The 25,485-nt window shown below is 71.4% G+C and carries 24 protein-coding genes and 4 tRNA genes; 12 read left to right on the forward strand and 16 right to left on the reverse strand.

The annotated features are described in order from the left end of the window. Positions 1 to 320 precede the first annotated feature (320 nt). On the forward strand, positions 321 to 1,769 hold the full coding sequence (locus QMC84_RS15110; protein ID WP_300375987.1) for a glycine hydroxymethyltransferase: 1,449 nt from the start codon (positions 321 to 323) through the stop codon (positions 1,767 to 1,769). A gap of 40 nt (positions 1,770 to 1,809) precedes the next feature. Here the strand turns inward: QMC84_RS15110 and QMC84_RS15115 are convergent, their stop codons facing one another. Next, positions 1,810 to 3,483, reverse strand: coding sequence for an acyl-CoA dehydrogenase family protein (locus QMC84_RS15115; RefSeq protein ID WP_300375989.1), 1,674 nt, complete (start codon positions 3,481 to 3,483; stop codon positions 1,810 to 1,812). A 17-nt stretch (positions 3,484 to 3,500) separates the two neighbouring features. Here QMC84_RS15115 and QMC84_RS15120 point away from each other — a divergent pair, with 17 nt between their 5' ends. The 4 genes from QMC84_RS15120 to QMC84_RS15135 all read left to right on the forward strand — a co-directional run bounded on the left by QMC84_RS15120 (position 3,501) and on the right by QMC84_RS15135 (position 8,464). Further along, entirely contained in the window at positions 3,501 to 4,484 is a 984-nt protein-coding gene (locus tag QMC84_RS15120) for a YihY/virulence factor BrkB family protein (protein ID WP_300375991.1), read from the forward strand. Positions 4,485 to 4,494: 10 nt separating this feature from the next. Then, positions 4,495 to 5,595, forward strand: a complete 1,101-nt coding sequence (locus QMC84_RS15125; protein ID WP_300375993.1) for a potassium channel protein — start codon at positions 4,495 to 4,497, stop codon at positions 5,593 to 5,595. Positions 5,596 to 5,684: 89 nt separating this feature from the next. Beyond that, complete coding sequence (locus tag QMC84_RS15130) at positions 5,685 to 7,685, forward strand: ATP-binding protein (RefSeq protein WP_300375995.1); 2,001 nt, start codon at positions 5,685 to 5,687, stop codon at positions 7,683 to 7,685. Between the two features lie 479 nt (positions 7,686 to 8,164). After that, positions 8,165 to 8,464, forward strand: coding sequence for a hypothetical protein (locus tag QMC84_RS15135; RefSeq protein WP_300375997.1), 300 nt, complete (start codon positions 8,165 to 8,167; stop codon positions 8,462 to 8,464). Positions 8,465 to 8,477: 13 nt separating this feature from the next. Here the strand turns inward: QMC84_RS15135 and QMC84_RS15140 are convergent, their stop codons facing one another. The 4 genes from QMC84_RS15140 to QMC84_RS15155 are packed head-to-tail and all read right to left on the reverse strand — an operon-like array spanning position 8,478 to position 12,886. Then, on the reverse strand, positions 8,478 to 10,112 hold the full coding sequence (locus QMC84_RS15140) for an NAD(P)-binding protein (protein WP_300375999.1): 1,635 nt from the start codon (positions 10,110 to 10,112) through the stop codon (positions 8,478 to 8,480). 5 nt (positions 10,113 to 10,117) lie between these two features. Further along, positions 10,118 to 11,119: a thiamine pyrophosphate-dependent enzyme gene (locus QMC84_RS15145; RefSeq protein ID WP_300376001.1), complete on the reverse strand. Its 1,002-nt coding sequence runs from the start codon at positions 11,117 to 11,119 to the stop codon at positions 10,118 to 10,120. Then, on the reverse strand, positions 11,116 to 12,321 hold the full coding sequence (locus QMC84_RS15150) for a transketolase C-terminal domain-containing protein (RefSeq protein ID WP_300376004.1): 1,206 nt from the start codon (positions 12,319 to 12,321) through the stop codon (positions 11,116 to 11,118). The genes QMC84_RS15145 and QMC84_RS15150 overlap by 4 nt, the downstream gene beginning before the upstream one ends. Beyond that, on the reverse strand, positions 12,314 to 12,886 hold the full coding sequence (locus QMC84_RS15155; protein WP_300376007.1) for a 2-oxoacid:acceptor oxidoreductase family protein: 573 nt from the start codon (positions 12,884 to 12,886) through the stop codon (positions 12,314 to 12,316). The genes QMC84_RS15150 and QMC84_RS15155 overlap by 8 nt, the downstream gene beginning before the upstream one ends. A gap of 171 nt (positions 12,887 to 13,057) precedes the next feature. Here QMC84_RS15155 and QMC84_RS15160 point away from each other — a divergent pair, with 171 nt between their 5' ends. Then, complete coding sequence (locus QMC84_RS15160) at positions 13,058 to 13,669, forward strand: hypothetical protein (protein WP_300376010.1); 612 nt, start codon at positions 13,058 to 13,060, stop codon at positions 13,667 to 13,669. Between the two features lie 54 nt (positions 13,670 to 13,723). Here QMC84_RS15160 and QMC84_RS15165 read toward each other — a convergent pair whose 3' ends face one another. The 5 genes from QMC84_RS15165 to QMC84_RS15185 form a co-directional block, all read right to left on the reverse strand. Beyond that, on the reverse strand, positions 13,724 to 13,957 hold the full coding sequence (locus QMC84_RS15165) for a hypothetical protein (RefSeq protein WP_300376013.1): 234 nt from the start codon (positions 13,955 to 13,957) through the stop codon (positions 13,724 to 13,726). Positions 13,958 to 13,983: 26 nt separating this feature from the next. Continuing rightward, positions 13,984 to 14,769 carry an alpha/beta hydrolase gene (locus QMC84_RS15170; RefSeq protein WP_300376016.1) on the reverse strand — a complete coding sequence of 262 codons (786 nt, stop codon included), beginning with the start codon at positions 14,767 to 14,769 and terminating at the stop codon, positions 13,984 to 13,986. Positions 14,770 to 15,005: 236 nt separating this feature from the next. After that, positions 15,006 to 15,080 (reverse strand) — tRNA-Val (locus tag QMC84_RS15175). A 26-nt stretch (positions 15,081 to 15,106) separates the two neighbouring features. Continuing rightward, a tRNA-Cys gene (locus QMC84_RS15180) sits at positions 15,107 to 15,180 on the reverse strand. 31 nt (positions 15,181 to 15,211) lie between these two features. Then, positions 15,212 to 15,284: transfer RNA gene (locus QMC84_RS15185), tRNA-Gly, on the reverse strand. A 166-nt stretch (positions 15,285 to 15,450) separates the two neighbouring features. Here QMC84_RS15185 and QMC84_RS15190 point away from each other — a divergent pair. Next, on the forward strand, positions 15,451 to 16,275 hold the full coding sequence (locus tag QMC84_RS15190) for an aminotransferase class IV (RefSeq protein WP_300376018.1): 825 nt from the start codon (positions 15,451 to 15,453) through the stop codon (positions 16,273 to 16,275). Here the strand turns inward: QMC84_RS15190 and QMC84_RS15195 are convergent. Beyond that, positions 16,261 to 16,692: an SsgA family sporulation/cell division regulator gene (locus tag QMC84_RS15195; protein ID WP_300376021.1), complete on the reverse strand. Its 432-nt coding sequence runs from the start codon at positions 16,690 to 16,692 to the stop codon at positions 16,261 to 16,263. The two genes, QMC84_RS15190 and QMC84_RS15195, sit on opposite strands and share 15 nt — an antisense overlap. Positions 16,693 to 16,829: 137 nt before the next feature. Here QMC84_RS15195 and QMC84_RS15200 point away from each other — a divergent pair. Then, a tRNA-Val gene (locus QMC84_RS15200) sits at positions 16,830 to 16,901 on the forward strand. 195 nt (positions 16,902 to 17,096) lie between these two features. On the opposite strand, the gene QMC84_RS15205 is transcribed toward QMC84_RS15200, so the two are convergent. Continuing rightward, positions 17,097 to 17,312 (reverse strand): hypothetical protein, encoded by a 216-nt coding sequence (locus QMC84_RS15205; RefSeq protein WP_300376024.1) that lies wholly within the window; start codon positions 17,310 to 17,312, stop codon positions 17,097 to 17,099. Between the two features lie 172 nt (positions 17,313 to 17,484). On the opposite strand from QMC84_RS15205, the gene thrS reads away from it, so the two are divergent. Beyond that, positions 17,485 to 19,491: a threonine--tRNA ligase gene (gene thrS, locus QMC84_RS15210; protein WP_300376027.1), complete on the forward strand. Its 2,007-nt coding sequence runs from the start codon at positions 17,485 to 17,487 to the stop codon at positions 19,489 to 19,491. Here the strand turns inward: thrS and QMC84_RS15215 are convergent. Continuing rightward, complete coding sequence (locus QMC84_RS15215; RefSeq protein ID WP_300376030.1) at positions 19,488 to 19,979, reverse strand: GNAT family N-acetyltransferase; 492 nt, start codon at positions 19,977 to 19,979, stop codon at positions 19,488 to 19,490. The genes thrS and QMC84_RS15215 overlap by 4 nt on opposite strands. A 23-nt stretch (positions 19,980 to 20,002) precedes the next feature. Here QMC84_RS15215 and QMC84_RS15220 point away from each other — a divergent pair, with 23 nt between their 5' ends. After that, complete coding sequence (locus tag QMC84_RS15220) at positions 20,003 to 20,527, forward strand: HIT domain-containing protein (RefSeq protein ID WP_300376033.1); 525 nt, start codon at positions 20,003 to 20,005, stop codon at positions 20,525 to 20,527. Beyond that, positions 20,524 to 21,297, forward strand: coding sequence for an inositol monophosphatase family protein (locus tag QMC84_RS15225; protein ID WP_300376036.1), 774 nt, complete (start codon positions 20,524 to 20,526; stop codon positions 21,295 to 21,297). The genes QMC84_RS15220 and QMC84_RS15225 overlap by 4 nt, the downstream gene beginning before the upstream one ends. Here the strand turns inward: QMC84_RS15225 and QMC84_RS15230 are convergent. The 3 genes from QMC84_RS15230 to xylA form a co-directional block, all read right to left on the reverse strand. Further along, positions 21,282 to 22,424, reverse strand: coding sequence for a N(5)-(carboxyethyl)ornithine synthase (locus QMC84_RS15230; protein WP_300376038.1), 1,143 nt, complete (start codon positions 22,422 to 22,424; stop codon positions 21,282 to 21,284). The genes QMC84_RS15225 and QMC84_RS15230 overlap by 16 nt on opposite strands. Then, positions 22,421 to 22,555: a hypothetical protein gene (locus QMC84_RS15235; RefSeq protein ID WP_300376040.1), complete on the reverse strand. Its 135-nt coding sequence runs from the start codon at positions 22,553 to 22,555 to the stop codon at positions 22,421 to 22,423. The genes QMC84_RS15230 and QMC84_RS15235 overlap by 4 nt, the downstream gene beginning before the upstream one ends. Before the next feature lie 157 nt (positions 22,556 to 22,712). Next, complete coding sequence (xylA, locus tag QMC84_RS15240; RefSeq protein ID WP_300376042.1) at positions 22,713 to 23,876, reverse strand: xylose isomerase; 1,164 nt, start codon at positions 23,874 to 23,876, stop codon at positions 22,713 to 22,715. A 411-nt stretch (positions 23,877 to 24,287) separates the two neighbouring features. On the opposite strand from xylA, the gene QMC84_RS15245 reads away from it, so the two are divergent. Beyond that, positions 24,288 to 25,418, forward strand: coding sequence for a substrate-binding domain-containing protein (locus QMC84_RS15245; RefSeq protein WP_300376044.1), 1,131 nt, complete (start codon positions 24,288 to 24,290; stop codon positions 25,416 to 25,418). Positions 25,419 to 25,485 lie beyond the last annotated feature (67 nt).

Consider the following 25,485-nt stretch of genomic DNA (forward strand, 5'->3'; position numbering starts at 1 on the left):
CATCGAACCGGGGGCGGCCACGTCGTCGGGGCCTGCGGTCAACCGGTGCGGTCAGCTGCGCGGTGGGCGAGGGTCAGGAATGCCAACACATCATGCTGCGGGTGCGCCCGAGGTCCACGTGGCGTCGAGCCACGAGGTAGGCGTGCGTCACAGCGGAGACCATGTCAAGGAGTCTCAGGGGGCGGACGGGCATCCCACAAGACGAAATCTCATGATGTGAAACGAGAGTCCGCTATGCGAGACAACGGCGAGGCGCATCCGCCCCGCGGGCGCGTGGACTGCGACCCACGTCACACCACGGCCACCACTAGGCTGGCCGCATGAGCGACGAGCGCATCAGTTCCCTCACCAGCAGCGCGTACCAGCAGGCTCTCGAGGTGATCGCCTCGGTCGAGCCGCGGATCGCGGAGGCGACCCGGCAGGAGCTCGTCGACCAGCGAGGTTCGCTGAAGCTGATCGCGAGCGAGAACTACGCCTCGCCGGCGGTGCTGCTGACGATGGGCACCTGGCTCAGCGACAAGTACGCCGAGGGCACCGTCGGCCACCGCTTCTACGCCGGCTGCCAGAACGTCGACACGGTCGAGGCGCTCGCCGCGGAGCACGCCCGCGAGCTCTTCGGGGCGCCGTACGCGTACGCCCAGCCGCACTCCGGCATCGACGCGAACCTGGTCGCGTTCTGGTCGATCCTGGCCCACCGGGTGGAGACCCCGGCGCTCGAGCGGCTCGGCGCCAAGAACGTCAACGAGCTGACCGAGGAGGACTGGGAGTCGCTGCGCCACGACCTCGGCAACCAGCGGCTGCTCGGGATGTCGCTGGACGCCGGTGGTCACCTCACCCACGGCTTCCGCCCGAACATCAGCGGCAAGATGTTCCACCAGCAGCAGTACGGCACCGACCCGGAGACCGGGCTGCTCGACTACGACGCGGTCGCCGCGAAGGCGCGCGAGTTCAAGCCGCTGGTGATCGTCGCCGGGTACTCGGCGTACCCGCGCCGGGTGAACTTCGCGAAGATGCGTGAGATCGCCGACGAGGTCGGCGCGACGCTGATGGTCGACATGGCGCACTTCGCCGGTCTGGTGGCCGGCAAGGTGTTCACCGGCGACGAGGACCCGATCCCGCACGCGCACGTCACGACGACCACCACCCACAAGTCGCTGCGCGGCCCGCGTGGTGGCCTGGTGCTGGCTCAGGAGGAGTTCGCCGCCGATGTCGACCGCGGCTGCCCGATGGTGCTCGGCGGCCCGCTCTCGCACGTGATGGCGGCCAAGGCCGTGGCTCTCGCCGAGGCGCGTCGCCCCGAGTTCCGGACCTACGCCCAGAACATCGCCGACAATGCCAAGTCGCTGGCCGAGGGCTTCCTCTCCCGCGGCGCGCGGCTGGTCACCGGCGGCACGGACAACCACCTGGTGCTCCTCGACGTCTCGGGCTTCGGACTCACCGGCCGGCAGGCCGAGTCCGCCCTCCTCGACTCCGGCGTGGTCACCAACCGCAACTCGATCCCGCAGGACCCCAATGGCGCCTGGTACACCTCCGGCATCCGCCTCGGTACGCCCGCGCTGACCACGCGGGGCTTCGGTCACGACGAGTTCGACCGCGTGGCCGAGCTGATCGTGGACGTGCTCACCAACACCGAGCCGGGCACCACCAAGGACGGCAAGCCGTCCAAGGCGTCCTACCGACTCGGCGACGGGGTGGCCGACAAGATCCACGCCGCCGCGGGCGAGCTGCTCGACAAGCACCCGCTGTACCCGGGCCTCGACCTGGCCTGAGCTGACCGGAGCCGCTCTGTCCGGAGCCGAGCGGCTCCGGTCAGAGCGCGGGTGTCGCCCGGTCCACGATCGCCCGCAGGTCGCCGCCGCCCAGGGTGCCGAAGACGCCGTCGTACGACGTGCCGAGCCGGGACGCGCAGAACACGTCGGCGACCTCCGGGGGAGCGAAGCGCACCAGCAGCGCACCCTGCAGGCACAACGCCATCCGGCTCGCGAGCCGCCGGGCGTTCACCTCGAGCGAGTCGGGATCGCCCAGGAGGGACCCGATCAGCCCCAGCGTGTCCTCGATCGCCCGGTCGAGCCGGGCGTCGCCGCCGCGGGCCCGGCCCACCTCGGTGATCCAGGCGTCGAGCACCTCGGGCTCGCGGCCCAGGGCGCGGAGCACGTCGAGGGCATTGACGTTGCCTGAGCCCTCCCAGACCGAGTTGACCGGGGCCTCGCGGTAGAGGAGCGGCATCCCCGACTCCTCGATGTAGCCGTTGCCGCCCAGGCACTCCAGCGCCTCCGCCACGAGGAACGGGGTGCGCTTGCAGACCCAGAACTTCGCGAGTGGCAGCGCGATCCGGCGGAACGCGGCCTCGTGCGCCGCCTCCGCGGCGTCCGGCCGGCCCAGGCCGTCGACCGCCGCGGCCAGCCGGACCGCGACGGCCGTCGCGGCCTCGGTCTCGACCGCGAGGTCCGCCAGCACGTTCTGCATCAGCGGCTTGTCGGCGAGGAGCGCGCCGAACGCCGAGCGGTGCGCGGTGTGCCAGGTGGCCTCGTTGACCGCCCGACGCATCAGCGAGGTCGAGCCGAGGATGCAGTCCAGGCGGGTGGCGGCGACCATCTCGATGATGGTGCGCACGCCGCGTCCCTCGTCGCCGAGCCGATAGGCGACGGTGCCGTCGAGCTCGAGCTCGGCGGAGGCGTTCGACCGGTTGCCGAGCTTGTCCTTGAGGCGGACGACGTCGAGCTGGTTGCGGGTCCCGTCGGCCAGCACGCGGGGGACCACGAAGCAGGTCAGCGCCGGGCCGTCGGCCTGCGCGAGGACCAGGAACATGTCGTTCATCGGGGCCGAGGTGAACCACTTGTGCCCGTGAAGGGTGTACTCGCCGTGCGTCGCCGTCGGTCGCGCCTCGGTCACGTTGGTGCGGACGTCCGAGCCGCCCTGCTTCTCCGTCATGCCCATGCCCGCCAGCGCGCCGGCCTTGCCCGAGGCGGGCCGCAGGCCCGGGTCGTACGTCGTGGACGCCAGCAGGGGCGTCCACTCCTTGGCGATCGCCTCGTCGGCCCGCAGGGCCGGGACGGCGGCGTACGTCATCGAGATCGGGCAGCCGTGACCCGGCTCGGTGTGCGACCAGGCCATGAAGCCGGCGGCGCGACGCACGTGGGCGTGTGCCGCGCCGGCCTCCTGCTGCTCCCAGGGCGTGGCCGCCAGCCCGTGGCCGACGGCACGTCCCATCAGCCAGTGCCACGAGGGATGGAACTCGACCTCGTCGATCCGGTTGCCGAACCGGTCGTACGGCTTGAGGCGCGGCTCGTTCTGGTTCGCGAGCAGGCCGTGCTCGCGGGCCTCCTCGGTGCCGGCCTCGGCGCCGAGGGCGACCAGGTCCTCGACGACCTCGGCCGAGGCGTGTCGGGTGATCGCCTCGACGAGGGCGAGGTCGGTGGTGACGACGTTGTGACCGACCAGCGGCGGCGCTTGGTTGGTGGATACCCGGATGTCGGATCGCATGGCCCTACGGTAGATCCATGTCCGGGGCCGAGGGAGCGGAGCGCCAGGAACAGGCCACCCGTACCTCTCCGTGGGTGCTCCGGCTGCGCCAGCTGCGGGAGGTGGTCTGGCGGCTGATCGTCACCACCGTGGCCTCCTGCCTGAAGTACCGGGTGACGGGCCTGGCCGCCGAGGCGGCGTTCTTCGCGGTGCTCTCCGTGCCTCCGCTGATCTTCGCGATGGCCGGCGCGATCGGCTACGTCACCGACCAGTTCAGCCCCGCCCAGGTCGCCGACGTGCGCGCCGCGGTCGTCGACCTCTCCCAGCGGGCGCTCACCGACGGCGCGGTGCACAAGATCATCGAGCCGACCATCGACGACGTGCTCCGCGGCGGCCGCTTCGACGTCATCTCGGTCGGCTTCGTGCTCGCGCTCTGGTCGGGGTCGCGGGCGCTCAACGTGTTCGTCGACACCATCACGATCATGCACGGGCTCGGGGGCAGTCGCGGGATCGTGAAGACCCGGGCGCTCTCCTTTCTCCTCTACGTCCTGGCGATGGTCTCCGGCGTGGTGTCGGTGCCGCTGGTGGTCGCCGGCCCGAGCCTGGTCGGGGACTGGCTGCCGGAGCGGCTCGACCTGCTGATGGGGTTCTACTGGCCGGTCGTGACCGTCGTGTGCATCTGCTTCCTCGCCACGCTGTACCACGTGTCGGTGCCGGTCCGGACGTACTGGACGTTCAACCTCCCCGGCGCGACGTTCTCGCTGTTCTGCTGGGTGGTCGGGTCATACCTGCTGCGCTGGTTCCTCACGGCCACCGCGACCGACTCGCGGTCGATCTACGGGCCGCTCGCGGCGCCGATCGCGGTGCTCCTGTGGCTGTACCTGGTCTCGATCGCGGTGCTCATCGGAGCGGCCGTGAACGCCGCCTTCGACACGGTCTTCCCGCAGAAGGCCACCACCCGGGCACGACTCGAGCTCGTGTCGCGGCTGCGTCGCATCGGTGCGCGGCCCGACAACGGCTAGATTCACCACCGTGGCCGAGGACTCCAGCGACATCACGCAGGGTCGCGCACGTGGGAAGCTGTCGTTGCCGGACCCGGTGCGCTCGCCGTGGTGGGAGCTCGGACGACGCGTCCTGCTCGCGGTGGCCATCCTGCTCGGCACGGTGCTGCTGGTCTACCTGGATCGGCACAACTACCGTGACGGGAACGACCCGACCGGGCACGTCGACCTCGTCGACTCGATCTACTACACGACGGTCACGCTCAGCACGACGGGGTACGGCGACATCACCCCGGTTGCCGGGCACGCGCGGATGATCAACGCGTTCGTGATCACCCCGCTCCGCATCGCCTTCCTGGTGCTGCTGATCGGGACCACCCTGGAGGTGCTCGCCTCGCAGGGCCGCGAGCTGTTCCGAGCCGCCCGTTGGAGGCAGCACATGAGATCCCACGTCGTCGTGGTCGGCTACGGCACCAAGGGCCGGGCCGCCGTCGACACCCTGGTCAACAACGGCCAGGACCGCGACTCGATCATCGTGGTCGACCCCGGAGCGGCGGCGCTCCAGGAGGCCCACGCCGACGGGCTCGCGGTCGTCACCGGCGACGCGACCCGGCAGGACGTGCTGCGACGAGCCGGCGTGGAGAACGCCGACCAGGTCATCATCACCACCGACCGGGACGACTCCAACGTGCTGGCGACGCTGACGGTGCGGCAGCTCAACCCGGAGGTCTGGATCGTCGCCGCGGTGCGCGAGCAGGAGAACGTCGCCCTGATGCGCCAGTCCGGTGCGAACTCGGTGATCACCTCCTCCGACGCGGTCGGCCGGCTGCTGGGGCTCTCGTCGCTGTCCCCGACCCTGGGCTCGGTCATGGAGGACCTGCTGACGTACGGCGAGGGCCTCGAGGTGGCCGAGCGCGACCTGCTGGTCAACGAGGTCGGTCGACAGCCCCAGCGGCTGCCCGACCAGGTGATCGCCGTGGTCCGCGACGAGAAGGTGTACCGCTACTTCGACCCGGTGGTCACCCAGCTCGCCCGCGGCGACCGGCTGATCGTCGTACGCCCCGCCAAGGAGCTGCCGTGGGCACCCCGGCCGGGCACCCACGACGAGGACCTCGCCAGCGACGACGACTGACGGCGCGCCATCTGCTGGACCTGCCCACACCGCCCGCCCTCGACCACTAGCCTGTCCGGGACACGGGTGGGGGCCTAGTGGGGGTAGGGATGCCGGGCGACCGGGGACAGACGCGCTCACGCGCACATCCCGGCGCAGCCGTCGGGCTGGCCGGGTGCCTCGTGCTGCTCGCGTTCCTCGCCCGCCAGCCGTCTCTCGACAGCCCCGGGTTCGCGACTGTCTGGCCCTCCGGCGGCATCGGGGTCCTGTGGTTCGTGCTGCGCGGTGCCCGACTCCGCAGCCTCGACACGCTCCTGCTCGCGGCGGCGATGGCTGCGGCCAACGCGATCCTCGGGGCCGATCCGCGCATCAACGCGGTGTTCGCGGGCGCCGCCGTCGCGCAGACGCTGCTCGCGGTCTGGCTGCTGCGGCGCTGGAGTCCCGAGCTGTGGGGCTGCGGCGGCGATCGGCCGCTCGACCGCCCGCGGATGCTGCCGCGCTACGGGGGAGCGCTGGCCGTGGCGATGGCCACGGGCGCAGTGCTCGGCACCGCGGGAGCGAGCGCCGTCACCGGCGACTACGAGCCCGTGGCCGGACTCCTCTTCTTCGGCCGCACCCTGGTCAGCAGCCTGATCGTCGTCACGCTGGGGATCCTGGTCGGGGAGTGGCTCACCAGGCCGCGCCCGCGAGGCTCCCTGATCGGCGACGGCCCAGTGGTCGAGCTGCTGGCTGCCTCGGTCTTCACCAGCGCGATGTACGGCCTCGCGTTCGCCCTCGACGACCTGCCCCTCGTGTTCCCGCTGCTCGCCGCCACCGTGTGGTTCGGGCTGCGGTTCAGCACGCTCGTGAGCGCTGCGCACTGCTTCGTCGTGGGGGTCGCGACCCAGACGTTGACGATGACCGGGTACGGACCGTTCGCCGCCGTCGAGCGTGCCGACATCGGCTCGCTGCTCGCTGAGTTCTACGTCGCGACCATCGTGGCCACCGGCCTGGCCCTCTCGACCGGCCGTGACGAGCGGCAGGCGCTCTCGGCCGAGCTGCTGCGCACCCAGGAGGAGACGCTCTACCAGATCAGCCTCCGGGAGGCCGTGATCGGGTCGATGAAGGAGGGGCTGTTCGTCCTGGACGACACCGGCGAGCTGCTGGTGCACAACGCGGCCGCAGCCGACATCTTCGGGCTGGCCCGGGAGGAGGTCGACTGGGACGCCCTGGCCGAGCGGTCCGGGCGGTGGGCCGACGGGAGCACGGTCGACACCCCGCAGCGCCCGTCGCTGCGGGCCCTGGCCGGCGAGGCCGTCCACGACGTCGAGCTGCTGATCACGCGCGCCGACGGCACCGAGCGGGTCGTGTCCGTCTCCGCGATCCCGTTGCCTCGCGACGAGGTGCGGCGCCGGTCCCGAGCCCTGGTCATCTTCCGGGACATCTCGACCGAGCACGCCCGGCGTGCGGAGCTGGCCGGCTTCGCCGGCGTCGTCGCCCACGACCTGCGCAACCCACTCGCCGCCATCGACGGGTGGACCGAGATGATCGCCGACGAGCTGGAGACCGGGACCCTCAGCACGGACCTGGCCCGCGACTTCGTCTCCCGAGTGCGGTCCTCCTCGCGTCGGATGCATGACCTGATCCGGGACCTGCTCGCGCACGCGACCAGCAGCCAGCGTGATCTCGAGGTCGGCCCGGTCGACGTCGCCGGACTGGTCGCCGAGGTCGCGGCCGCCCGGCACGCCGAGCCCCACGTACTGGTCGAGCCGGTGCCCGCGGTCCTGGCGGACCCGGTGCTCGTCCGCCAGGTGCTGGACAACCTGATCGGGAACGCCCTCAAGTACGTCGCGCCCGGGGTCGAGCCGGAGATCACCGTCCGCGGCTGCCGCACGGACGCTCGGATGGTCACCGTCCAGGTCGCCGACAACGGGATCGGCATCCCGGCCGCCGAGCGCGAGCGGGTCTTCGACGAGTTCCACCGGGCGCACTTCCGCGACTACGAGGGCAGCGGCCTGGGACTGTCCATCGTGCGCCGCATCATCCTCCGACACGACGGCACGATCGTGGTGCGCGCCAACCCGGCCGGGCAGGGATCGGTGTTCGAGTTCACCCTGCCCGCCCACGACTGAGCCGAGGCCGAGCCGCGAGCACTCATCCTCCGGGGTGAGCCGGAGGTCGCGTCCCGGCGGCGATCCTTGCCCGGTTCGAGCAGCCCGCTCGCCGTCCCCGCGCCACGGGGGTCCGGGGCCGGCGGCGTGGCGCTCGGCCTCCCCGCCGGTCCTGACCTTTCCTCCAGATTCACGCAACCGGCCCCGCGGGAGGCGGTTGTCTGCCTACAGTCGTCCTGGACGCATCGGCGACCCGAGACGCCGGCGCGATCCACCTCCGGGCGACGGAGCCCGGGGAGCGCTACGTCGACAGGGAGGCGGCCCGCGGTCGTCGCTGCCCTCGGGCCACTCCCTGTCCACGTTCGCTGTCGAGCGCGCCGGCACCGCCGGTCGCAGGTCCCGCGCGGCCGGGACCATCGGCCCTGCTCGGGCCCGGCCCCGCGCGCGCAGGCTGGCAGCAGCAGGCCGACATCGACGGCAGGAAGAGCGGAGGAGGCGTCGTGCAGTTCCCCTGGCAATCGCGTCCGCGCGCCCCGCGCCCGCAGGTCGAGCCGATCCGCCTCGACCCCGCCGCCGACGCGGAGAGCCAGCGCATCGTGGTGGCACGCCTGAGCACCGACCAGATCACGGCGGCCTGGTACCTCTCCGCCGACGCCCTGGTCGCGACCCGCGACCCGCGGCGGGCGGCCCAGCTGATCGTCCTGCGCGGCGTCCTGCTCGACGCGCTCGAGCGCCGCGACCCGGTCCGCTACGACCGGTGGCTGCGCGACGGCGGTCCGCCCGTCGAGGCGTGCGGCTGAGCCCGCTGGACTGCTAGATGTCCTCGGGCGCCATCCGGATCGCCCCGGCCGGGCACTCCGCGGCGCACAGCCCGCAGCCCTTGCAGTAGTCGAGGTCGATCAGGTACGGCGTGTCCGGATCGCCGGTCTTGATGATGGCGTTGTCGGGGCACACGCCGAAGCAGTTGTCGCAGGACAGGCAGTTGCCGCACGACATGCAGCGCCGCGCCTCGTACAGTGCGCTGTCGGCGTCGAGGGACTGCACCACCTCGTCGAAGGTCGACGAGCGGCGGACCGCCTCGAGCAGCGGTCGGTGTGCGCGGGGCGCGTCGGCGAAGTACCACGTGTTCAGGGCCTCGAACTCGGCCGGCGCCGCATCGTCGGGCTGTGCGGTCGTGCGGCCGTGCAGCCACGCGTCCACACCCAGGGCAGCTCGCCGGCCGTGGCCGATGCCCACGGTGGCGGAGCGCTGGTCGGGCACCATGTCGCCGCCGGCGAAGACGCCCGGGCGGCCGGTCATCATCTGCTCGTCGACCGTGACGACGCCGTGGTCGACCTCGATGCCGGAGACGCCGTCCAGGAACCGCAGGTCGCTGTCCTGCCCGAGCGCGAGCACGAGCGAGTCGGCGGGCAGCTGCTCGGTGACGCCGGTCGGCTGGGGGAAGCCGGTCTCGTCGAGCTCCATCCGCTCGATGGTCAACGAGCCCTCCTCGACCTGGGTGATCGAGGACAGCCAGGTGAACCGGACCCCCTCCTCCTCGGCCTCGCGGACCTCTGCGTCGTGCGCCGGCATCCGCTCCCGGGTGCGGCGGTAGACGACCACGGACTCCTCGGCGCCGAGACGCTTGGCCGTGCGCGCCGCGTCGACGGCGGTGTTGCCGCCGCCGTAGATGGCGACCCGGCGACCGAGCATCGGGCGATCGCCCTCGCCGAGGTGGTGCAGCAGGGCCACGGCGTCGACGACGTGGGAGGCCGTGCCGGCCGGCAGGTGGGCCCGCCGGCCCAGCTGCGCGCCCACCGCCAGGAACGCCGCGTCGTACCGCCCCTCGCGCATGGTCGCGTCGAGGTCGGTGACGGTGGTGCCGAGCTGCAGGTGCACGCCCAGGTCGAGGATCCGCTGGATCTCGGCGTCCAGGACCTCGCGGGGGAGCCGGTACTCCGGGATGCCGTACCGCATCATGCCACCGGGCTTCGCGGCCGCCTCGATGATGGTGACCTCGTGCCCGAGCCGGGCGAGCTGGTAGGCCGCGGAGAGGCCGCTGGGGCCGGCGCCGACCACGAGCACCCGCAGCCCGCTCGAGGGCTGGTCGACCGTCACCTGCCAGCCGCAGCGGATCGCCTCGTCGCCGAGGAAGCGCTCGACCGAGTTGATGCCGACCGCCTCGTCCAGCTGGCCACGGTTGCAGCCCGTCTCACACGGGTGGTAGCAGACCCGGCCCATGACGGCCGGGAACGGGTTGACCTCCATGATCCGGCGCCAGGCACGCTCGTAGGCGTCGCCGCCCTCCTCCGCGTCGTAGAGCCAGGTCCGGACGTCCTCGCCGGCCGGGCAGGCCCGGTTGCACGGGGGCTGGTTGTGCACGTAGAGGGGCCGCTCGGTGCGCCAGGAGCCGGTCTTGTTGGCCCGGCTCGAGCCGACGTCCAAGGTGATGGCGAAGGGGTGGTCCATGTCGGTCAGCTCCCGGTTCGGGGCTCGGCCTCGACCAGGCCGAAGCGGACGATGTTGCGGTCGGCGGCCGCCTGGATGCGTGCGACCAGGTCGGGCCGGGCGTGCTTGCCGAAGAGGTGGGCGAACCGGCCCTGCAGCCGGAGGTACTCGTCGACCGGGACCGGGCGGCGGATCGGCGTCGCGGCGGTGACCTCGCCGTACTCGGCCTCGAAGACCGGGAAGATCCCGGACTCGGTCGCGAGCCGAGCCAACCGGATCGTGTCGCTGGAGGCCGCGGCCCACCCGAGTGGGCAGGGGACGAGCACGTGGAGGTAGCGGGCGCCGCGGATCGACATCGCCTTCTCGACCTTGCGCTCGAGGTCGCGCAGGTCGGCGACGGTCGCGGTGGCGACGTACGGGATCTCGTGCGCCATCGCGATCAGCGGCGCCGACTTGCCCTGGCCGAAGGCGTTGCCGGGCTCGGGTCCGAGAGGGGCGGTGTTCGCGGTCCGTGCCGCCGGCGGGGTCGCGCCGGAGCGCTGCACGCCGGTGTTCATGTACCCCTGGTTGTCGTAGCAGACGTACAGCACGTCGTCGTTGCGCTCGAACATGCCCGACAGGCAGCCGAACCCGATGTCGACGGTGCCGCCGTCCCCACCCTGGCCGACGACCCGGGTCTCGCGGCCGAGGGCCCGCAGGCCGGCCGCCATGCCGGCGGCGACCGCCGGCGCGTTGCCGAACAGGGAGTGCAGCCAGGCGACCTGCCAGGAGGACTCCGGGTAGGGGGTGGAGAAGACCTCCAGGCAACCGGTGGCGTTGGCGACGACCACGTCGCCTCCGGCTGCCCGCATCGCCGCGTCGAGCACGTAGCGGGCCCCCAGCGCCTCGCCGCAACCCTGGCAGGCACGGTGACCCGAGGTGATGGAGTTGGCCCGATCGGCGTGCGCCTGCACCGAGCGGAGCTCGAGGTCGACGAGCCGGTTGCCGGCCGCGAAGGTGCCGACCTGGTAGAGCTTCAGATCCGTCACGACGTCCTCCTCCAGGGGGTCCCGGCCCGCTCGAGCAGCTCGTGGTCGAGGTCCAGGAAGTGCAGCTCGTGTGGGTCGAGACGCTCGGCGACGACGTCGTCGAGCAGACCCCGCAGCGAGGCGCGGGTCACCGGGCGCCCGCCGAGGCCGGCCACGACGTCGTACACCGCCGGGCCGTCACCGGGTGCCGAGCGCAGGGCGTGGCGGACGTCCTGACCGACGATCGCGCCGACGCCCGGGGCGAAGGCGCGCTCGACGACCACGACCTGGCGCGCCGGCCCGATCGCCGCACGGACCGCCTCGGCGGGCCAGGGCCGGAAGCAGGTGATGCCCAGGGAGCCCGCGGCGACGCCGTCCTCGCGGAGCGCGTCGACGACCTCGTTGACGCCGCCGAGCACGGAGCCCAACGCCACCACGATCACGTCGGCGTCCTCGGTGCGGTAGGGACGCACCAGGCCGCCGGTGTCCCGACCGAAGACCGACTCGAAGTCCTGACTGATCCGGGGCAGCTCGTCGAGCGCGGCCAGCTGCTGGTCGTGCATCAGGTAGCGGACCTCGGTGAACGCCTCGGGGCCGACCATGGATCCGATCGTGATCGGGTCGCGCGAGTCCAGGTGCTGGCGGGGGGCGAACGGCGGCAGGAACGCGTCGATCTGCGCCTGCTCGGGCAGGTCGACGGCCTCTACGGCGTGGGTCAGCACGAAGCCGTCCATGCACACCATGACCGGCAGCGAGAGCCGCTCGGCGAGCACGAACGCCTGCACGTGCAGGTCGACCGCCTCCTGGTTGGAGGTGGCGAAGAGCTGCACCCAGCCGGCGTCGCGCTGCGACATCGAATCGGACTGGTCGTTCCAGATGTTGATCGGGGAGCCGATCGCCCGGTTCGCGACGGTCATCACGATCGGCAACCCGAGCCCCGACGCGTTGAACAGCGCCTCGGCCATGAACAGCAGGCCCTGGCTCGCCGTCGCGGTGTAGGTGCGCGCTCCGACGCCGGAGGCGCCGATGCACGCCGACATCGCGCCGAACTCGGACTCGACCATGAGGTACTCGCAGCCCGGCAGCTCGCCGGTGCGGACGAAGTCCGAGAGCGCCTCGACGATGTGGGTCTGCGGCGAGATGGGATACGCCGCGATCACGGCGGGTCGACAGCGGGCCACCGTCTTGGCGACCGCCCGGGACCCCTCCAGCTGCTCAAACATGGCAGATCACCCCGTGTGCTCGGGTGGCGACCTCGACGTTCGCCTCGACGATGTCCGGCGGAAGGACTCCGTCGAACCGGTGCCGGATCGCGGCCGTGACGGCCTCGAGGGTGACGACCCCCGTGAGTGCCGCGAAGGCCCCCAGGAGCGCGGTGTTGGGCATCGGGCGACCCAGCACCTCGCGCGCCATCTCGGTGGCCGGCAGCGTGGCGGCGCGCCCGGGAGCCAGCCAGTCGACGTACCCCTCCAGGCCGACGTCCGCGAACGAGCGCGACGTGTTGACCAGCAGGTAGGTCACCGGGCTGGCGCCCTCGAGGACCGCGAGCACGTGCAGCAGGGTGGGGTCCTGCACGACCAGCGCGTCGGGGACCGAGATCGGCTCGTGGAAGCCGATCGGCCGGTCATGGATACGACAGAAGGAGACGACCGGGGCGCCCGTCCGTTCGGAGCCGAACGTGGGAAATGCCTGGCCGTGCAGCCCCATATCGAAGGCGGCGGCGGAGAGCATCTCCGCCGCCGTCACGACACCTTGGCCACCGCGGCCGTGGAACCGGACGTTGAACACGCCCTTACGTTCCCTGCGGTCGCCCGGGGGCGCAGGGGCCGAAGGTCCCCAGGGTGGGCGACGTTCTTCCTCTGCAGGCCCGCTCGCGGGCCGGGGACGAGGGACGGACGTCCCAGGTTCGGCGCACTTTCGGCCCTGCCGGGCCCGCGGGCCCCGGCGGATCGTGAGGGCATGAAGGGCACACCGGAACGGGTCATCGAGAGCCGGGCGATGCGGCGCTACCGCGCCGGCTGGAACGGCGTCGGCATGGTGCTGGTCACCGTCGGGATCGCGGCGGGGTCCGTGGCCATCGGCTGGGTGCCGCTCGCCGGCATCACCGCGTGCCTGGCCGTGCTCGGCGCCGCGTTCGGCGTCGCGTGGGTCGAGCCCGACGGCGACCGGCGGGCCGCGGCGACGGCCGGCGCACGGTACGGCGCCGCCGCGGCCGCGATCCTCGCCGGCTTCCCGGCGCTGATCGACGGCTGGACCGCGCTCGTGCTGATCGTGACGACCCTGACGGCGCCGCCGATCCTCGAGCAGCTGCAGCGCAGCCTGCGCGGCGGCAGCGCCCCCGGCGCGGTCGTCGACCCGACCCGGCTGAGCGAGCGCGACCTGGCCGAGAGGTGGCGCTCGTCGTACGACGAGATGCACCGCGCCGATGCCTCGCCCCAGGAGCTGCTCGACGTGATCGCCGAGCGCGGGCGGCTGCTGGACGAGCTGGAGCGCCGCGACCCCGGCCGGTTCCGCGCCTGGCTCGCCGAGACCGCGGAGACCGAGCCAGGCTCCGGGGCTCAGGGCCGGTAGGCCCGGCCGGGCACCGACCGGGTACCGACCGGGCAGACGAAGGTGCCACGCCTGCTAGCCGGCCGGGCGCACGTGCTCGCGGCGTACCCACTCCAGGTGCGCGCGGGACCGGATGTTGCCGCCGCCCTCGGCCCAGGCGACCAGCGCCTCCCACCGGCCGTCCGGGCAGCGGCGCCAGTCGAGCAGCACCCCGGGGGAGCGGTGCACCGGGTTGCCGGTGACGTTGACCCACACGTGCCGCGGCGCGGTGTGGCCACGCTGGCCGGTGTCGCGGTCGGAGGCTCCCACTCGGTCAGGTTAGAACAAGTGTTCCCTTAAGTGAGCGGCTCGGCCATATCGGTGCCGTTGACGAGGTCGAGAAAGGCCCGGTTGACAGCGTCTGGCGCCGTGAACGCCACGATATGGCCCGCGCGAGGGATCGTCGTCACCCGCGCGTCGGGGAACAGGCGCGTCCACGCCGCTAGATGGTTCTCGTTCGACATCGGGTCATCGGAGCCCATCACTATCGCCGTGGGCAGGGCGACGGGTGCGTACTGGTCCATGGCGTGAGCCGCCTGCAGCGCGAGCATCAGCTGGACCGCATTCTCCGCGGAGCTCTGGTGCAGCACCGAGCGTGCCCAGCGACGTGTGCTGCTCACGTCACGATGCGCCGCCTCGGGGAAGCACAGGTCGAGGAACAGCTCGATCGTGCCGTCCAGGTCGCTGTCGAGCAGCGACAGGAAGTTCGGATCCGGGTCGGGGAAGACCGGGCACATCAGCAGCACGCCGGCGAACCTGTCCGGTCGGGCGGTGATCGCGTCGGTGACAACGGACGCGCCGGAGGAGAACCCTCCGACAACGCAACGGCGGATGCCGGTGACGTCGAGGAGGTCGAACAGATCCCGAACGAGGCCGTCGTGCGTGATCTCGTCGGGGGTCGCAACGGTTCGTCCCGTCCCCCGGTGGTCGTAGGCGATGACGCGGGTGACGCGGCTCAGCGCTTCGATCTGTGGAAGCCAGTCCTCCCACGTTCCGATCCAGCCGCTGTGCAGCACGACCGGTAGGTCTCCCACTCCGACATCGACGACGAAGACGTCGCGGTCTCGAACGCGCACGAACACGGGCACCACCGTCCACAACGACTGCGCCGGACGCTAGCGGGCCGGGGCCCGCCGAGCAACGACCAGAACCTGTGGAGACCGGCGCGCGACGGCTGACCGGCGCCGCCGACATCCTCGCTCCGATCGGCGGTGGCGGGGTGAGCGACCGAACGAGCCCGGGAGGGCCCGATCGTCGTCCTCGAATCCTCCTCGAAGACAGGTCGAGGCCCTCGAAGGGGCCTGACCTGCGCAAACGCTGGTGGGCGATACTGGGTTTGAACCAGTGACCTCTTCCGTGTCAAGGAAGCGCGCTACCACTGCGCCAATCGCCCGGGTCTTGAGTTAGTGAGGGACTGCATGGAGGTGGGTACGGGATTTGAACCCGTGTACACGGATTTGCAGTCCGTTGCCTCGCCTCTCGGCCAACCCACCATGGAGGCCAAACCAGGGAGAGACCTCTCCGAGCGGACGACGAGGCTCGAACTCGCGACCTCAACCTTGGCAAGGTTGCGCTCTACCAACTGAGCTACGTCCGCCTGCGCGTCGATCCGGTCACCCGGTCGGCGTGCGTGAGAACAGTAGCCGATGCCCCAGACCATGCAAAATCCGCCCCTGGGCCGCGCGTCGCGGGTCTGCGAGACGGTGTTCCGGGGCGTGCGAGGCGCCCGGCCGGGGCAGGTGCTGCCCTCCTAGAGTGGCCGCATGCGCGCCTGGATCGACGGTCACCTGCTCCCTGATGCGACGGCTCCGGCGGTCCCGGTCACCGACCACGGGCTGACGGTCGGCGACGGGGTGTTCGAGGCGGTCAAGGTCGTCGGCGGGCGGCCGTTCGCCCTCGACCGGCACCTCGAGCGGCTGCACCGCTCCGCGCGCGGGCTCGGGCTGCCGGCCATCGACGAGGGCGCCGTACGCCGCGGGGTCGCCGCCGTCCTCGACGGTGAGCCGCTCGCCCTCGGCCGGCTGCGGATCACCTGCACCGGCGGCCCCGCGCCGCTCGGCTCGGGTCGCGGCGAGGCCGCGCCGACCATGATCGTGGTGCTCGACACGATGTCCGCCTGGCCGGACACGACCAGCGTCGCGACGGTGCCCTACCCGCGCAACGAGCGCGGTGCGCTGGCCGGGTTGAAGACCACGTCGTACGCCGAGAACGTCGTCGCGCTGGCGGCCGCGCGCGAGCGGGGCGCGAGCGAGGCGATCTTCGCCAACCTCGCCGGCCACCTGTGCGAGGGCACCGGCTCGAACGTCTTCTACGTCCTCGACGGCGAGCTGCGCACGCCGACGCTCGCGAGCGGCTGTCTCGCGGGCGTCACTCGCGCGCTGGTGCTCGAGTGGTACGGCGCCCGCGAGGTCGACGAGCCGATCGAGGTGGTCGAGCGCGCCAGCGAGGTGCTCCTCGTCTCGACCACGCGCGACGTGCAGGCCGTCGCGCGCTGGGACGAGCGCGAGCTGCCCGCGCCCGGCCCGGTCACGACCGCGGTGCGCGAGGTGTGGCGGCGTCGGGAGCCGGAGCTGCTACTCCGCGCGTGAGCCCCCGGCGAGCTCGGCGACCAGCTCGTCGAGGTCGATCGTCTCCGACCCGGCCGGGACGATCGCCAGGGTGCGGGTGAGGAACCGGTAGAGGTCGTGGGTGTGCAGCTGGGTCACCAGGCAACCGTCGGGGGAGCGCAGCTCCATCACGACCGCGGCGCGGCCGAGCTCGTCGATGCTGGGCCAGAGCTGGATGTCGCCCTCGCCGGCCGGGTCGGTCAGGCCCTGCAGCAGCAGGTCGCGTCCGACCGCCCAGCGCACCGCGTCGCGCGGGCCGCGGAAGGTGATCCACACCGCCCACGGGTCCGCAGGGTCGTAGCCGAAGGTGGTCGGCAGGTCCACGGTGCGCCCGCCGGCGTCGAGGCACTGGAGGGTGAGGTCTTGGGCGATGGCTCGGGCCCGGGGCTGGTGCGTCACGGTGAGAGGACGGAGCAGGTGCCGGTCCGTGACGCGATTCGGCACGGGTGTCGAGGCCCGTGGCCACCGAATGTGAACCGGCCCGGAGGGTGCGCTAGAGTCTGCGACCGCACCGCCCTTGCGGCGGAGCAGGTCTCGGGCGATTGGCGCAGTGGTAGCGCGCTTCGTTCACACCGAAGAGGTCACTGGTTCGAACCCAGTATCGCCCACCGAGAAGATGGCCTCTGGTCTGCGGAAACGCGGCTCGGAGGCCATCATCGCTCTCGGCCCGGCGGGGGACTGGGGGCGGGGAGCAGTGAGACGCCCGTCACGCACCAGACGTATCTGCTCACCGGGAGCCTCGGCGACGACAGATGAGTCAGGTACGACGGGGGCCGCGCCGCGGTCCGAGAGGCGCCGAGCCGCTAGATGCCGCTGCGGGCCAGGGTGGTGCGTGGCTGCGAGCGCTTCTCGCGCCGCGGCAGGTGGTTGCCGAAGGTGTCGCCGGAGCAGAGGTCGTAGCTGTCCCCGAGCTCGGGCGCGACCCAGCCGACCTGCGGCACGTCCACGATCGGGTGGCCGCAGTGGGAGCAGATCTCCCGGGGGCCGTGCACCGATCCGCGTCGTCCGAATGCCTTCACGTCTCCATCGTCTCCCTTCTACTTCGGCACAGCAGGGCTGAAAGTCAGTATGGAAACAGGCATTAGTTCCCGGGTCTCTCGAGTGGCCCGGCGGCTGCAAACCGGGGCGCGGCGCTCACGGGCCCACCGATACGATCGGTGGGTCCGTCCCGCCTGCCTCCCAGGAGCCACTGTGTCCGACCTGAAGATCGCCCTCACCCACGCCGACGCGCGTGAGGAGCGGACGGTCACGACGGGCACCAAGGCATGGGAGCTCTTCCAGGACGACCCGTCGGTGATCGCCGCCCGGGTGAACGGCGCGTTGCGGGACCTCGCCCACGAGCTCGACGAGGGCGACGAGGTCGAGCCGGTGGCCATCGACAGCCCGGATGGCCACGACGTCCTGCGCCACTCCACCGCGCACGTGATGGCTCAAGCCGTCCAGCAGCTCTTCCCCGAGGCCAGGCTCGGCATCGGGCCCCCGATCGAGAACGGCTTCTACTACGACTTCGACGTCGAAACGCCGTTCGTGCCGGAGGACCTCGAGAAGATCGAGACCGCGATGCGCAAGATCATCAAGGAGGGCCAGCGGTTCTCCCGTCGGGTGACCACCGACGCCGACGCGATCAGCGAGCTGAAGGACGAGCCCTACAAGATCGAGCTGATCGGATTGAAGGGCTCGGGGGCCTCGACGGGTTCGACCGCCGAGGCCGTCGAGGGCGCGAGCGTCGAGGTGGGCGGCGGCGAGCTCACGATCTACGACAACGTCCGCCGCAACGGCGACGTCGCCTGGAGCGACCTGTGCCGCGGCCCGCACCTGCCGACCACCAAGCGGATCCCGGCGTTCAAGCTGATGCGCACCGCGGCGGCGTACTGGCGCGGCGACGAGAAGAACAAGCAGCTCCAGCGCATCTACGGCACCGCCTGGGAGTCCAAGGAGGCCCTCGAGGAGCACCTGCACCGGATCGAGGAGGCCGAGCGGCGCGACCACCGCAAGCTCGGCCGCGACCTCGACCTGTTCAGCTTCCCCGACGAGATCGGCTCCGGCCTCCCCGTCTTCCACCCCAAGGGCGGGGTCATCAAGCGGGTGATGGAGGACTACGTCCGCCAGCGCCACATCGAGGAGGGCTTCGAGTACGTCGGCACCCCGCACATCGCCAAGGAGGGGTTGTTCTACACCTCCGGCCACCTGCCGTACTACGGCGACGGGATGTTCCCGCCGCTCGACGTCGACGGCATGGACTACCGCCTCAAGGCGATGAACTGCCCGATGCACAACCTGATCTTCCGGTCGCGGCAGCGCTCCTACCGCGAGCTGCCCCTGCGGCTCTTCGAGTTCGGATCCGTCTACCGGCACGAGAAGTCCGGCGTGATCCACGGGCTGACCCGCGTCCGAGGGTTCGCCCAGGACGACTCGCACTCGTACGTGACAAAGGAGCAGGCACCGGCGGAGATCAAGCACCTTCTCGACTTCTGCCTCGGGCTGTTCCGCGACTTCGGCCTCCACGACTTCTACCTCGAGCTGTCCACCCGCGACGACTCCAAGCCCGACAAGTTCATCGGGTCGGACGAGGACTGGGAGATCGCGACCAAGGTGCTCGAGGACGTCTGCATCGAGTCGGGCCTCGAGCTGGTCCCGGACCCGGGCGGGGCGGCGTACTACGGGCCCAAGGTCTCCGTGCAGGCCCGCGACGCGATCGGGCGGACCTGGCAGATGTCGACGATCCAGTACGACTTCAACCAACCGTCGGCGGACCGGTTCGACCTCCACTACACCGCCGCCGACGGCTCGCGGCAGCAGCCGGTGATGATCCACTCGGCCAAGTTCGGCTCGATCGAACGGTTCATCGGGGTGCTGGTCGAGCACTACGCCGGTGCCTTCCCTCCGTGGCTCGCGCCGGTGCAGGTGCAGGCGATCCCGATCGCCGAGCGGCACAACGACTACCTCTACGACGTCGCCAAGCGGATGCAGCGCCAGGGCCTGCGGGTCGAGGTGGACGACTCCGACGACCGGATGCAGAAGAAGATCCGCAACGCCCAGCTGCAGAAGGTGCCGTTCATGATGATCGCCGGCGACGACGACATCGCGGCGGGCGCGGTCTCGTTCCGCTACCGCGACGGCCGCCAGGACAACGGCGTCCCGCTCGACGAGGCGATCCAGCGGGTCGCCGACGCCGTCGCCAGCCGGGAGCAGGTCTAGGAGGACACCCGGACGTCCTTGACGTAGCGACGGCACGGCGAGATGTACGTCGTGCCGCCGGCCGCGACCTCGTAGGGCAGGTCGCCGGCGTCGCGCCAGCCGTGCTTCTCGTAGAAGTGCCGCGCCCGGGCGTTGCCGACCACGACGGCGAGCCACGCCTCGGCGTACCCCGCCGCGGCGATTCGCCGCTCGGCCTCCGCCAGCAGGGGAGCCGCCACCCCGGAGCCGTGTCGTGCGGGATCGACGAACAGCTGCTCGAGCTCGTCGTCCGCGATCATGATGAACCCGGCCAGGCACCCGTCGACCTCGGCGACCGTCGTGTCGGCAACGCGCCCGGGTGTGCGTTCCTGGAAGGCCCCGAGGGTCCGGGCGGCGGTGAGGCCGTCCGGCACGTGCCCGGCGTGGGCGAGGTGCCACCCGCGGTGCCAGATGTCCGCGGCCACCGCCATGTCGTCGGTGCGGGCGGGACGCAGCGTCGGGTCGCTCACGGGTCCACCCTAGGGTTGGGCCCATGACCGATCCTGCCGGCCACGCGCGCGACGGGTTCGAGGGCTTCGACCGGCTCTGGACACCCCACCGGATGGCGTACATCATCCCGAGCCTTCCGCCCGGCGGCGACGGCTGCCCGTTCTGCGCGATGGAGCACATGGCGCCCGAGGACAGCCTCGTGGTGCACCGCGGCGAGACGTGCTTCGCCGTGCTCAACCTGCATCCGTACAACCCCGGGCACCTGATGGTGCTGCCGCACCGGCACGTCGCCGAGCTCGAGGACCTCACCGTCGAGGAGGTGACCGAGCTGATGACGACCACGCAGCAGGCGGTCCGGGTGCTGCGCGAGATCGCCGGCCCGCACGCCTTCAACATCGGGGTCAACCTCGGCGGGGTGGCGGGCGGCTCGCTGTCGCAGCACCTGCACCAGCACGTCGTGCCGCGCTGGTCCGGCGACGCGAACTTCATCACGGTCCTCGGGGGCACCAAGACGCTGCCGCAGCTGCTCTCCGACACCCGCAGGCTGCTCGCCGAGGCCTGGGCGTGAGCCTGACGCAGGACGCCGCCCTCGCCGCCCGACTGGTCCGCGACGCCGGCACGCTCGCGGCCCGGATGCGCGCCGAGGGCCTCGACGCGGCGACGAAGACCTCGGTCTCCGATCTCGTGACGGCTGCCGACCACGCCGCCGAGAGGCTGGTCGTGGACGGCCTCGCCGCGGAGCGTCCCGAGGACGGGGTGCTCGGCGAGGAGGGCGCGTCGCGAGCCGGTACGTCGGGCCGCACGTGGGTCATCGACCCGGTCGACGGCACCTACAACTTCGTCGCCGGCCTGGACTGGTGGTGCTCTGCCGTGGCGCTGACGGACGGCGACGACCTGGTGCTCGGGGCCGTGCACCACCCCGCGACCGGCCGGACGTACGTGGGCGGTCCCGGCTTGCCGACCACCGTCGACGGTGTCCCGCTGCCCAGGCTGGAGGATCGCCCACTCGCCACGGCATGCCTGACGACCTACCTGCACCCGCCCCGGTACGACGGGCCGGTCGGTGCGGCCTTCACCCGGATGGTCGGCGGGGCGGCGACGCTGCGCATGCTTGGCTCCGCGTCCATGGATGCTGTGGCGATCGCGACGGGGTCGCTGCACGTGCGCTGCCAGCACTCGCTGCCGCTCTGGGACGATCTGCCCGGCGCCGCGCTGATCCTCGGGGTCGGCGGCAGCACCGCGCGTGTGCGTGCCGCAGGGGTCGACTGGGCCGCCGCCGGCGTCCCGACCGCCGTCGCCGAGGTGTGCGCAGCCCTGGCGCCTCAGGCCACCGCGTAGGGCGGCTCGGACGCGCGGCCCTGGAACGCGAGGATCGCCGGATTGACCACGTGACCGTCGCGGATCTCGATCGCCTTGTGTAGCGTCTCGTCGGCGTCCCACGCCTGCGGGCCTTCGAGCATCGGGCGCAGGAAGGGGATCAGGGCGTTGCTGTTCTCCCACGTCGCGGAGTTCCAGAGGTACGACGGGCTGTGGTCGACCGCGTAGTACAAGACGTTGTCGCCGACGACGAACGACGGCTCGTCGAACGTGGTCGGCCGGGCCCAGCTGAAGCCCATGCCCTCGTCGCAGGACACGTCGACGATGAGGCTGCCGGGGCGGAATCCGGCCAGATCGGCGGTCTTCAGGTAGGTCAGCGGTGCGGCCGTGTCTTGGAGAGTGCAGTTGACGACGATGTCGCCCTCCGCGAGGTAGGCGGCGATCGGCTCTCGGCCGCGGTCGGTGATCACGTGGCTGAGGTGCTCGCCGTCCGGGTCGTGGTCGAACTGGCGGATCCGCACGGAGTGGATCGGGGAGCCGACGGCGGCGACGCCACGGTTGGTGAGCACCGCGACCTCGTGCACGCCGTGGGCGTTGAGCGCCGTGACGGCGCCGCGGGCGGTGGCACCGAAGCCGATGACGACCGCGATCAGCCGCCGGCCGTAGTCGCCGGTGATCCCAGCCAGCTCCATCGCATGGAGGACCGAGCAGTAGCCGGCGAGCTCGTTGTTCTTGTGGAACACGTGCACGCCGACGTCGCCGCCCGTGGTCCAGTGGTTCATCGCCTCGAACGCGATGAGCGTCAGCTGGCGGTCGATCGCGATCTGGGTGAGCACCGGGTCCTGGACGCAGTGCGGCCAGCCCCACAGCACCTGTCCCGGGCCGAGCGCCGCCACGTCGGAGTGCTGCGGCTTGGGCAGCAGCACGACGTCCGACGTTGCGAGGATGTCGGCCCGCGAGGCGAAGCCCGCGACGTACGGCGCGAGTGAGGTGTCGCTCGCCCCGAACCGTTCGCCGTACCCGTGCTCGAGGGTGATCCGCGCGCGCAGGTCGGCCTCGAGGAGCGGAAGGTGCTCGGGGTGCAGCGGGAGTCGCTGTTCGTTCTCCTTGGCCGAGGTGCCGATGACGCCCAGGCCGCGGAGCGTCACTTCTTCTTGTTCGGGTGGATGCTCTCGGACAGTGTCTGCTCGTGGCCCTTGTCGCGCTTCTCCGCGCGCTTCTCCTTGATGGACTTCGCGGACTTCTTGGACATTCCCTGGCGCGGCGACTTGTCGCTCATGTGGGGTGCTCTCTGAGAGGAAGCCCGGACGGCTCCACACCTCGACACTACGCCCTCCACCCCCGTCCCATGCCGCGTCGGGACGGTAGTCGTGACGAACGGGCCCCTTCCCGCTGGGAGAGGTGCCCGTTCGTCAGGGAGTATTCGAAACCGTCGATCAGCGCACGCCGTAGAGGTGCTCGAGGGCGAGCTGGTCGAGCTTCTCGAAGCCCATGCCGCGCTCGGCGGCGGCGTCGGGGTCGAAGGACTCGGCACGCAGGTCGGCGACGCCCTCGCCGGCAGCGAGGGTCGACACGGCGAGCTGGTCGACGCGGGCGTCCTTGAGAGCCTGCTGCACCTCAGGGTCGGCGCGGAACGCGCGGACCTTCTCCTTGAGGATCAGGTAGTTGCGCATGCACGCCTCGGCCGAGACCCAGACGCCCTCGATGTCCTCGGTGCGCGGCGGCTTGTAGTCGAAGTGCCGCGGGCCCTCGTAGCCGCCGTTCTCGACGATGTCGACGGTCCAGAACGCTCCGCGCGCGTTGCCGGCGCCGAACCGCAGGTCCTGGTCGTAGCGCGGGCCGTGCTGGCCGTTGAGGTCGATGTGGAAGAGCTTGCCGTGCCACAGCGCCTGGGCCAGGCCGTGGGCGTAGTTCAGGGAGGCCATCTCCTCGTGCCCGACCTCGGGGTTGAGGCCGACCATCTCGGGGTGCTCGAGCTCGTTGATGAACGCCAGAGCGTGGCCGACGGTGGGCAGCAGGATGTCGCCGCGCGGCTCGTTGGGCTTGGGCTCGATCGCGAAGCGCAGGTCGTAGCCCTGCTCCAGCACGTAGGCGCCGAGCAGGTCGAAGGCCTCCTTGTAGCGTGACAGCGCGGACTTGATGTCCTTCGCCGCACCGGACTCGGCGCCCTCCCGGCCGCCCCAGGCGACGAAGATCCGCGCCCCGAGCTCGGCGGCGAGGTCGATCTGGTCGGCCGCCTTGCGGATCGCGAACCGGCGCACGTCGCGGTCGTTGTTGGTGAAGCCGCCATCGCGGAAGACCGGGTGGGAGAACAGGTTGGTGGTCACCATCGGCACCACCAGCCCGGTCTCCTCGAGCGCCTTGCGGAACGGCGCGAGGTGCCGCTCCTTGGTGGCGGCGTCCGCGTCGAAGGGGAACACGTCGTTGTCGTGGAAGGTCACGCCGTACGCCCCGAGATCGCTGAGCCGGTGGATGGCCTCGGCGGGCTCCAGGACGGGGCGGATCGCGGTGCCGAAGACGTCGACGCCCTGCCACCCCACGGTCCACAGGCCGAAGGTGAAGTGGTCGTCGCGGGTGGGGTTGAAGCTCGACTCGGTCATGGTGCCTGGTGCCTCCGGGTGGAAGGAGTGGATGGACCAACGGAACCGGGGCGGCCCAGCGGCCTGGCAGGCCAGCGGGCCCGGATATGTTGGAGGCCACAACATACTCGGTGACCGCGATCACACCCAGCCCCGACGGCCGCGGGATCCGATATCGACGTCCAGGCCACGCCCCGAACCGGCCCAGCCGACGCGCGGGGAGCCTGGCTGCGGTCGCTCCGGGCTAGTCCGAACGCCCGGTTCGGTCACGTTTCGGTCACGGCCCCGCCTGCGCGCACTTGGTTTGATCGTGCAACAAAACCCGGGCGCCCGGCCCTCTTGCCGGGGTCGCTGCGGCTCAGTAAGTTGTCCGCCACAACATATCCGGTGATGGTCGTCACATCGTCGGGTCCAAGCCATGGAGGTCGAGGAATGGTCAGGAACAAGGGGATGCGGCTCGCGTCCCTGGTGGCGGTCGGGACACTCGCGTTCGGCGCTCTCGCGGCGTGCGGGAGCGACTCCGACGGCGGTGACACCGGCAGTGAAGGCACCAGCGGCGGCAGCGAGTCGTCCCAACCGGAGGCCACCGGGAAGGTCGGCGTGATCCTTCCGGACTCGAAGACCTCGGTCCGCTGGGAGACCCAGGATCGCCCGAACCTCGAGGCCGCCTTCAAGGCCGCCGGCCTGGAGTCGATCATCCAGAATGCCGAGGGCTCGCCGGACACGTTCGGTCAGCTCTGCGACCAGATGATCACCGAGGGCGTCCAGGTCCTCATCGAGACCGACCTCGACCCGGATTCGGGCAAGGCGTGCATCGACAAGGCCAAGAACGCGGGCATCGCCGTCATCGACTACGACCGCCTCACCCTGGGCGGCGGCGCGGACTACTACGTGTCGTTCGACAACGTGAAGGTCGGCGCGCTGCAGGGTCAGGGCCTCATCGACGCCCTCCAGGCCAAGGACGTGACCAAGGGGAACATCGCGTTCATCAACGGTGCCGCGACCGACAACAACGCGACGCTGTTCAAGCAGGGCTACGAGCAGGTCATCAAGGACGACGGCAGCTACACCGTCGTCGGCGACCAGACCGGTGAGTGGGACCCGGACACCGCGGGCAAGGTCTTCGACCAGTTCTACGCCGCCCACCCCGACCTGGTCGGGCTCGTCACCGCCAACGACGGCATGGCGGGCGGCGTCATCGCTCGGGAGAAGGCCGCCGGGGTCGAGGGCAAGATCCTGGTGACCGGCCAGGACGCGACGGCCGAGGGTCTCGCCAACGTGCTGCTCGGCTACCAGTCCGGCACCGTCTTCAAGGACACCTCGATCGAGGCGAAGGCCGCCGCCGACCTGGCGATCGCGATCATCAACGGAGAGGACCCGTCGACGATCGCGACCGGTTCGGTCAACGACTCGGTGCTCGGTGTCGACGTGCCGTCGGTGCTCGCCACCCCGGTCTGGATCACCGCCGACACCGTCAAGGACGTCGTCGCGGCCGGCCAGGCGAACGCGGCGGACATCTGCAAGGGTATCGAGGACCTCTGCAAGAAGTACGGCGTCGCCTGACCGCTAGCGGTCGTCTGACAGCTTGAGAACGCGGGGGCCCGTCCTGCTGGGCGGGCCCCCGTTCCAC

The organism is Nocardioides sp., from assembly GCF_030019515.1.
Lineage (GTDB): Bacteria > Actinomycetota > Actinomycetes > Propionibacteriales > Nocardioidaceae > Nocardioides.

Bases quoted from the DNA above. Each gene is read 5' to 3' on its own strand.
- QMC84_RS15245 (WP_300376044.1), top strand. From the start codon at position 24,288: ATGGTCAGGAACAAGGGGATGCGGCTCGCGTCCCTGGTGGCGGTCGGG.
- QMC84_RS15140 (WP_300375999.1), bottom strand. From the start codon at position 10,112: ATGGACCACCCCTTCGCCATCACCTTGGACGTCGGCTCGAGCCGGGCC.
- QMC84_RS15220 (WP_300376033.1), top strand. From the start codon at position 20,003: ATGACCGATCCTGCCGGCCACGCGCGCGACGGGTTCGAGGGCTTCGAC.
- xylA (WP_300376042.1), bottom strand. From the start codon at position 23,876: ATGACCGAGTCGAGCTTCAACCCCACCCGCGACGACCACTTCACCTTC.
- QMC84_RS15130 (WP_300375995.1), top strand. From the start codon at position 5,685: ATGCCGGGCGACCGGGGACAGACGCGCTCACGCGCACATCCCGGCGCA.
- QMC84_RS15150 (WP_300376004.1), bottom strand. From the start codon at position 12,321: ATGTTTGAGCAGCTGGAGGGGTCCCGGGCGGTCGCCAAGACGGTGGCC.
- QMC84_RS15190 (WP_300376018.1), top strand. From the start codon at position 15,451: ATGCGCGCCTGGATCGACGGTCACCTGCTCCCTGATGCGACGGCTCCG.
- QMC84_RS15160 (WP_300376010.1), top strand. From the start codon at position 13,058: ATGAAGGGCACACCGGAACGGGTCATCGAGAGCCGGGCGATGCGGCGC.
- QMC84_RS15110 (WP_300375987.1), top strand. From the start codon at position 321: ATGAGCGACGAGCGCATCAGTTCCCTCACCAGCAGCGCGTACCAGCAG.
- QMC84_RS15115 (WP_300375989.1), bottom strand. From the start codon at position 3,483: ATGCGATCCGACATCCGGGTATCCACCAACCAAGCGCCGCCGCTGGTC.
- QMC84_RS15120 (WP_300375991.1), top strand. From the start codon at position 3,501: ATGTCCGGGGCCGAGGGAGCGGAGCGCCAGGAACAGGCCACCCGTACC.
- QMC84_RS15235 (WP_300376040.1), bottom strand. From the start codon at position 22,555: ATGAGCGACAAGTCGCCGCGCCAGGGAATGTCCAAGAAGTCCGCGAAG.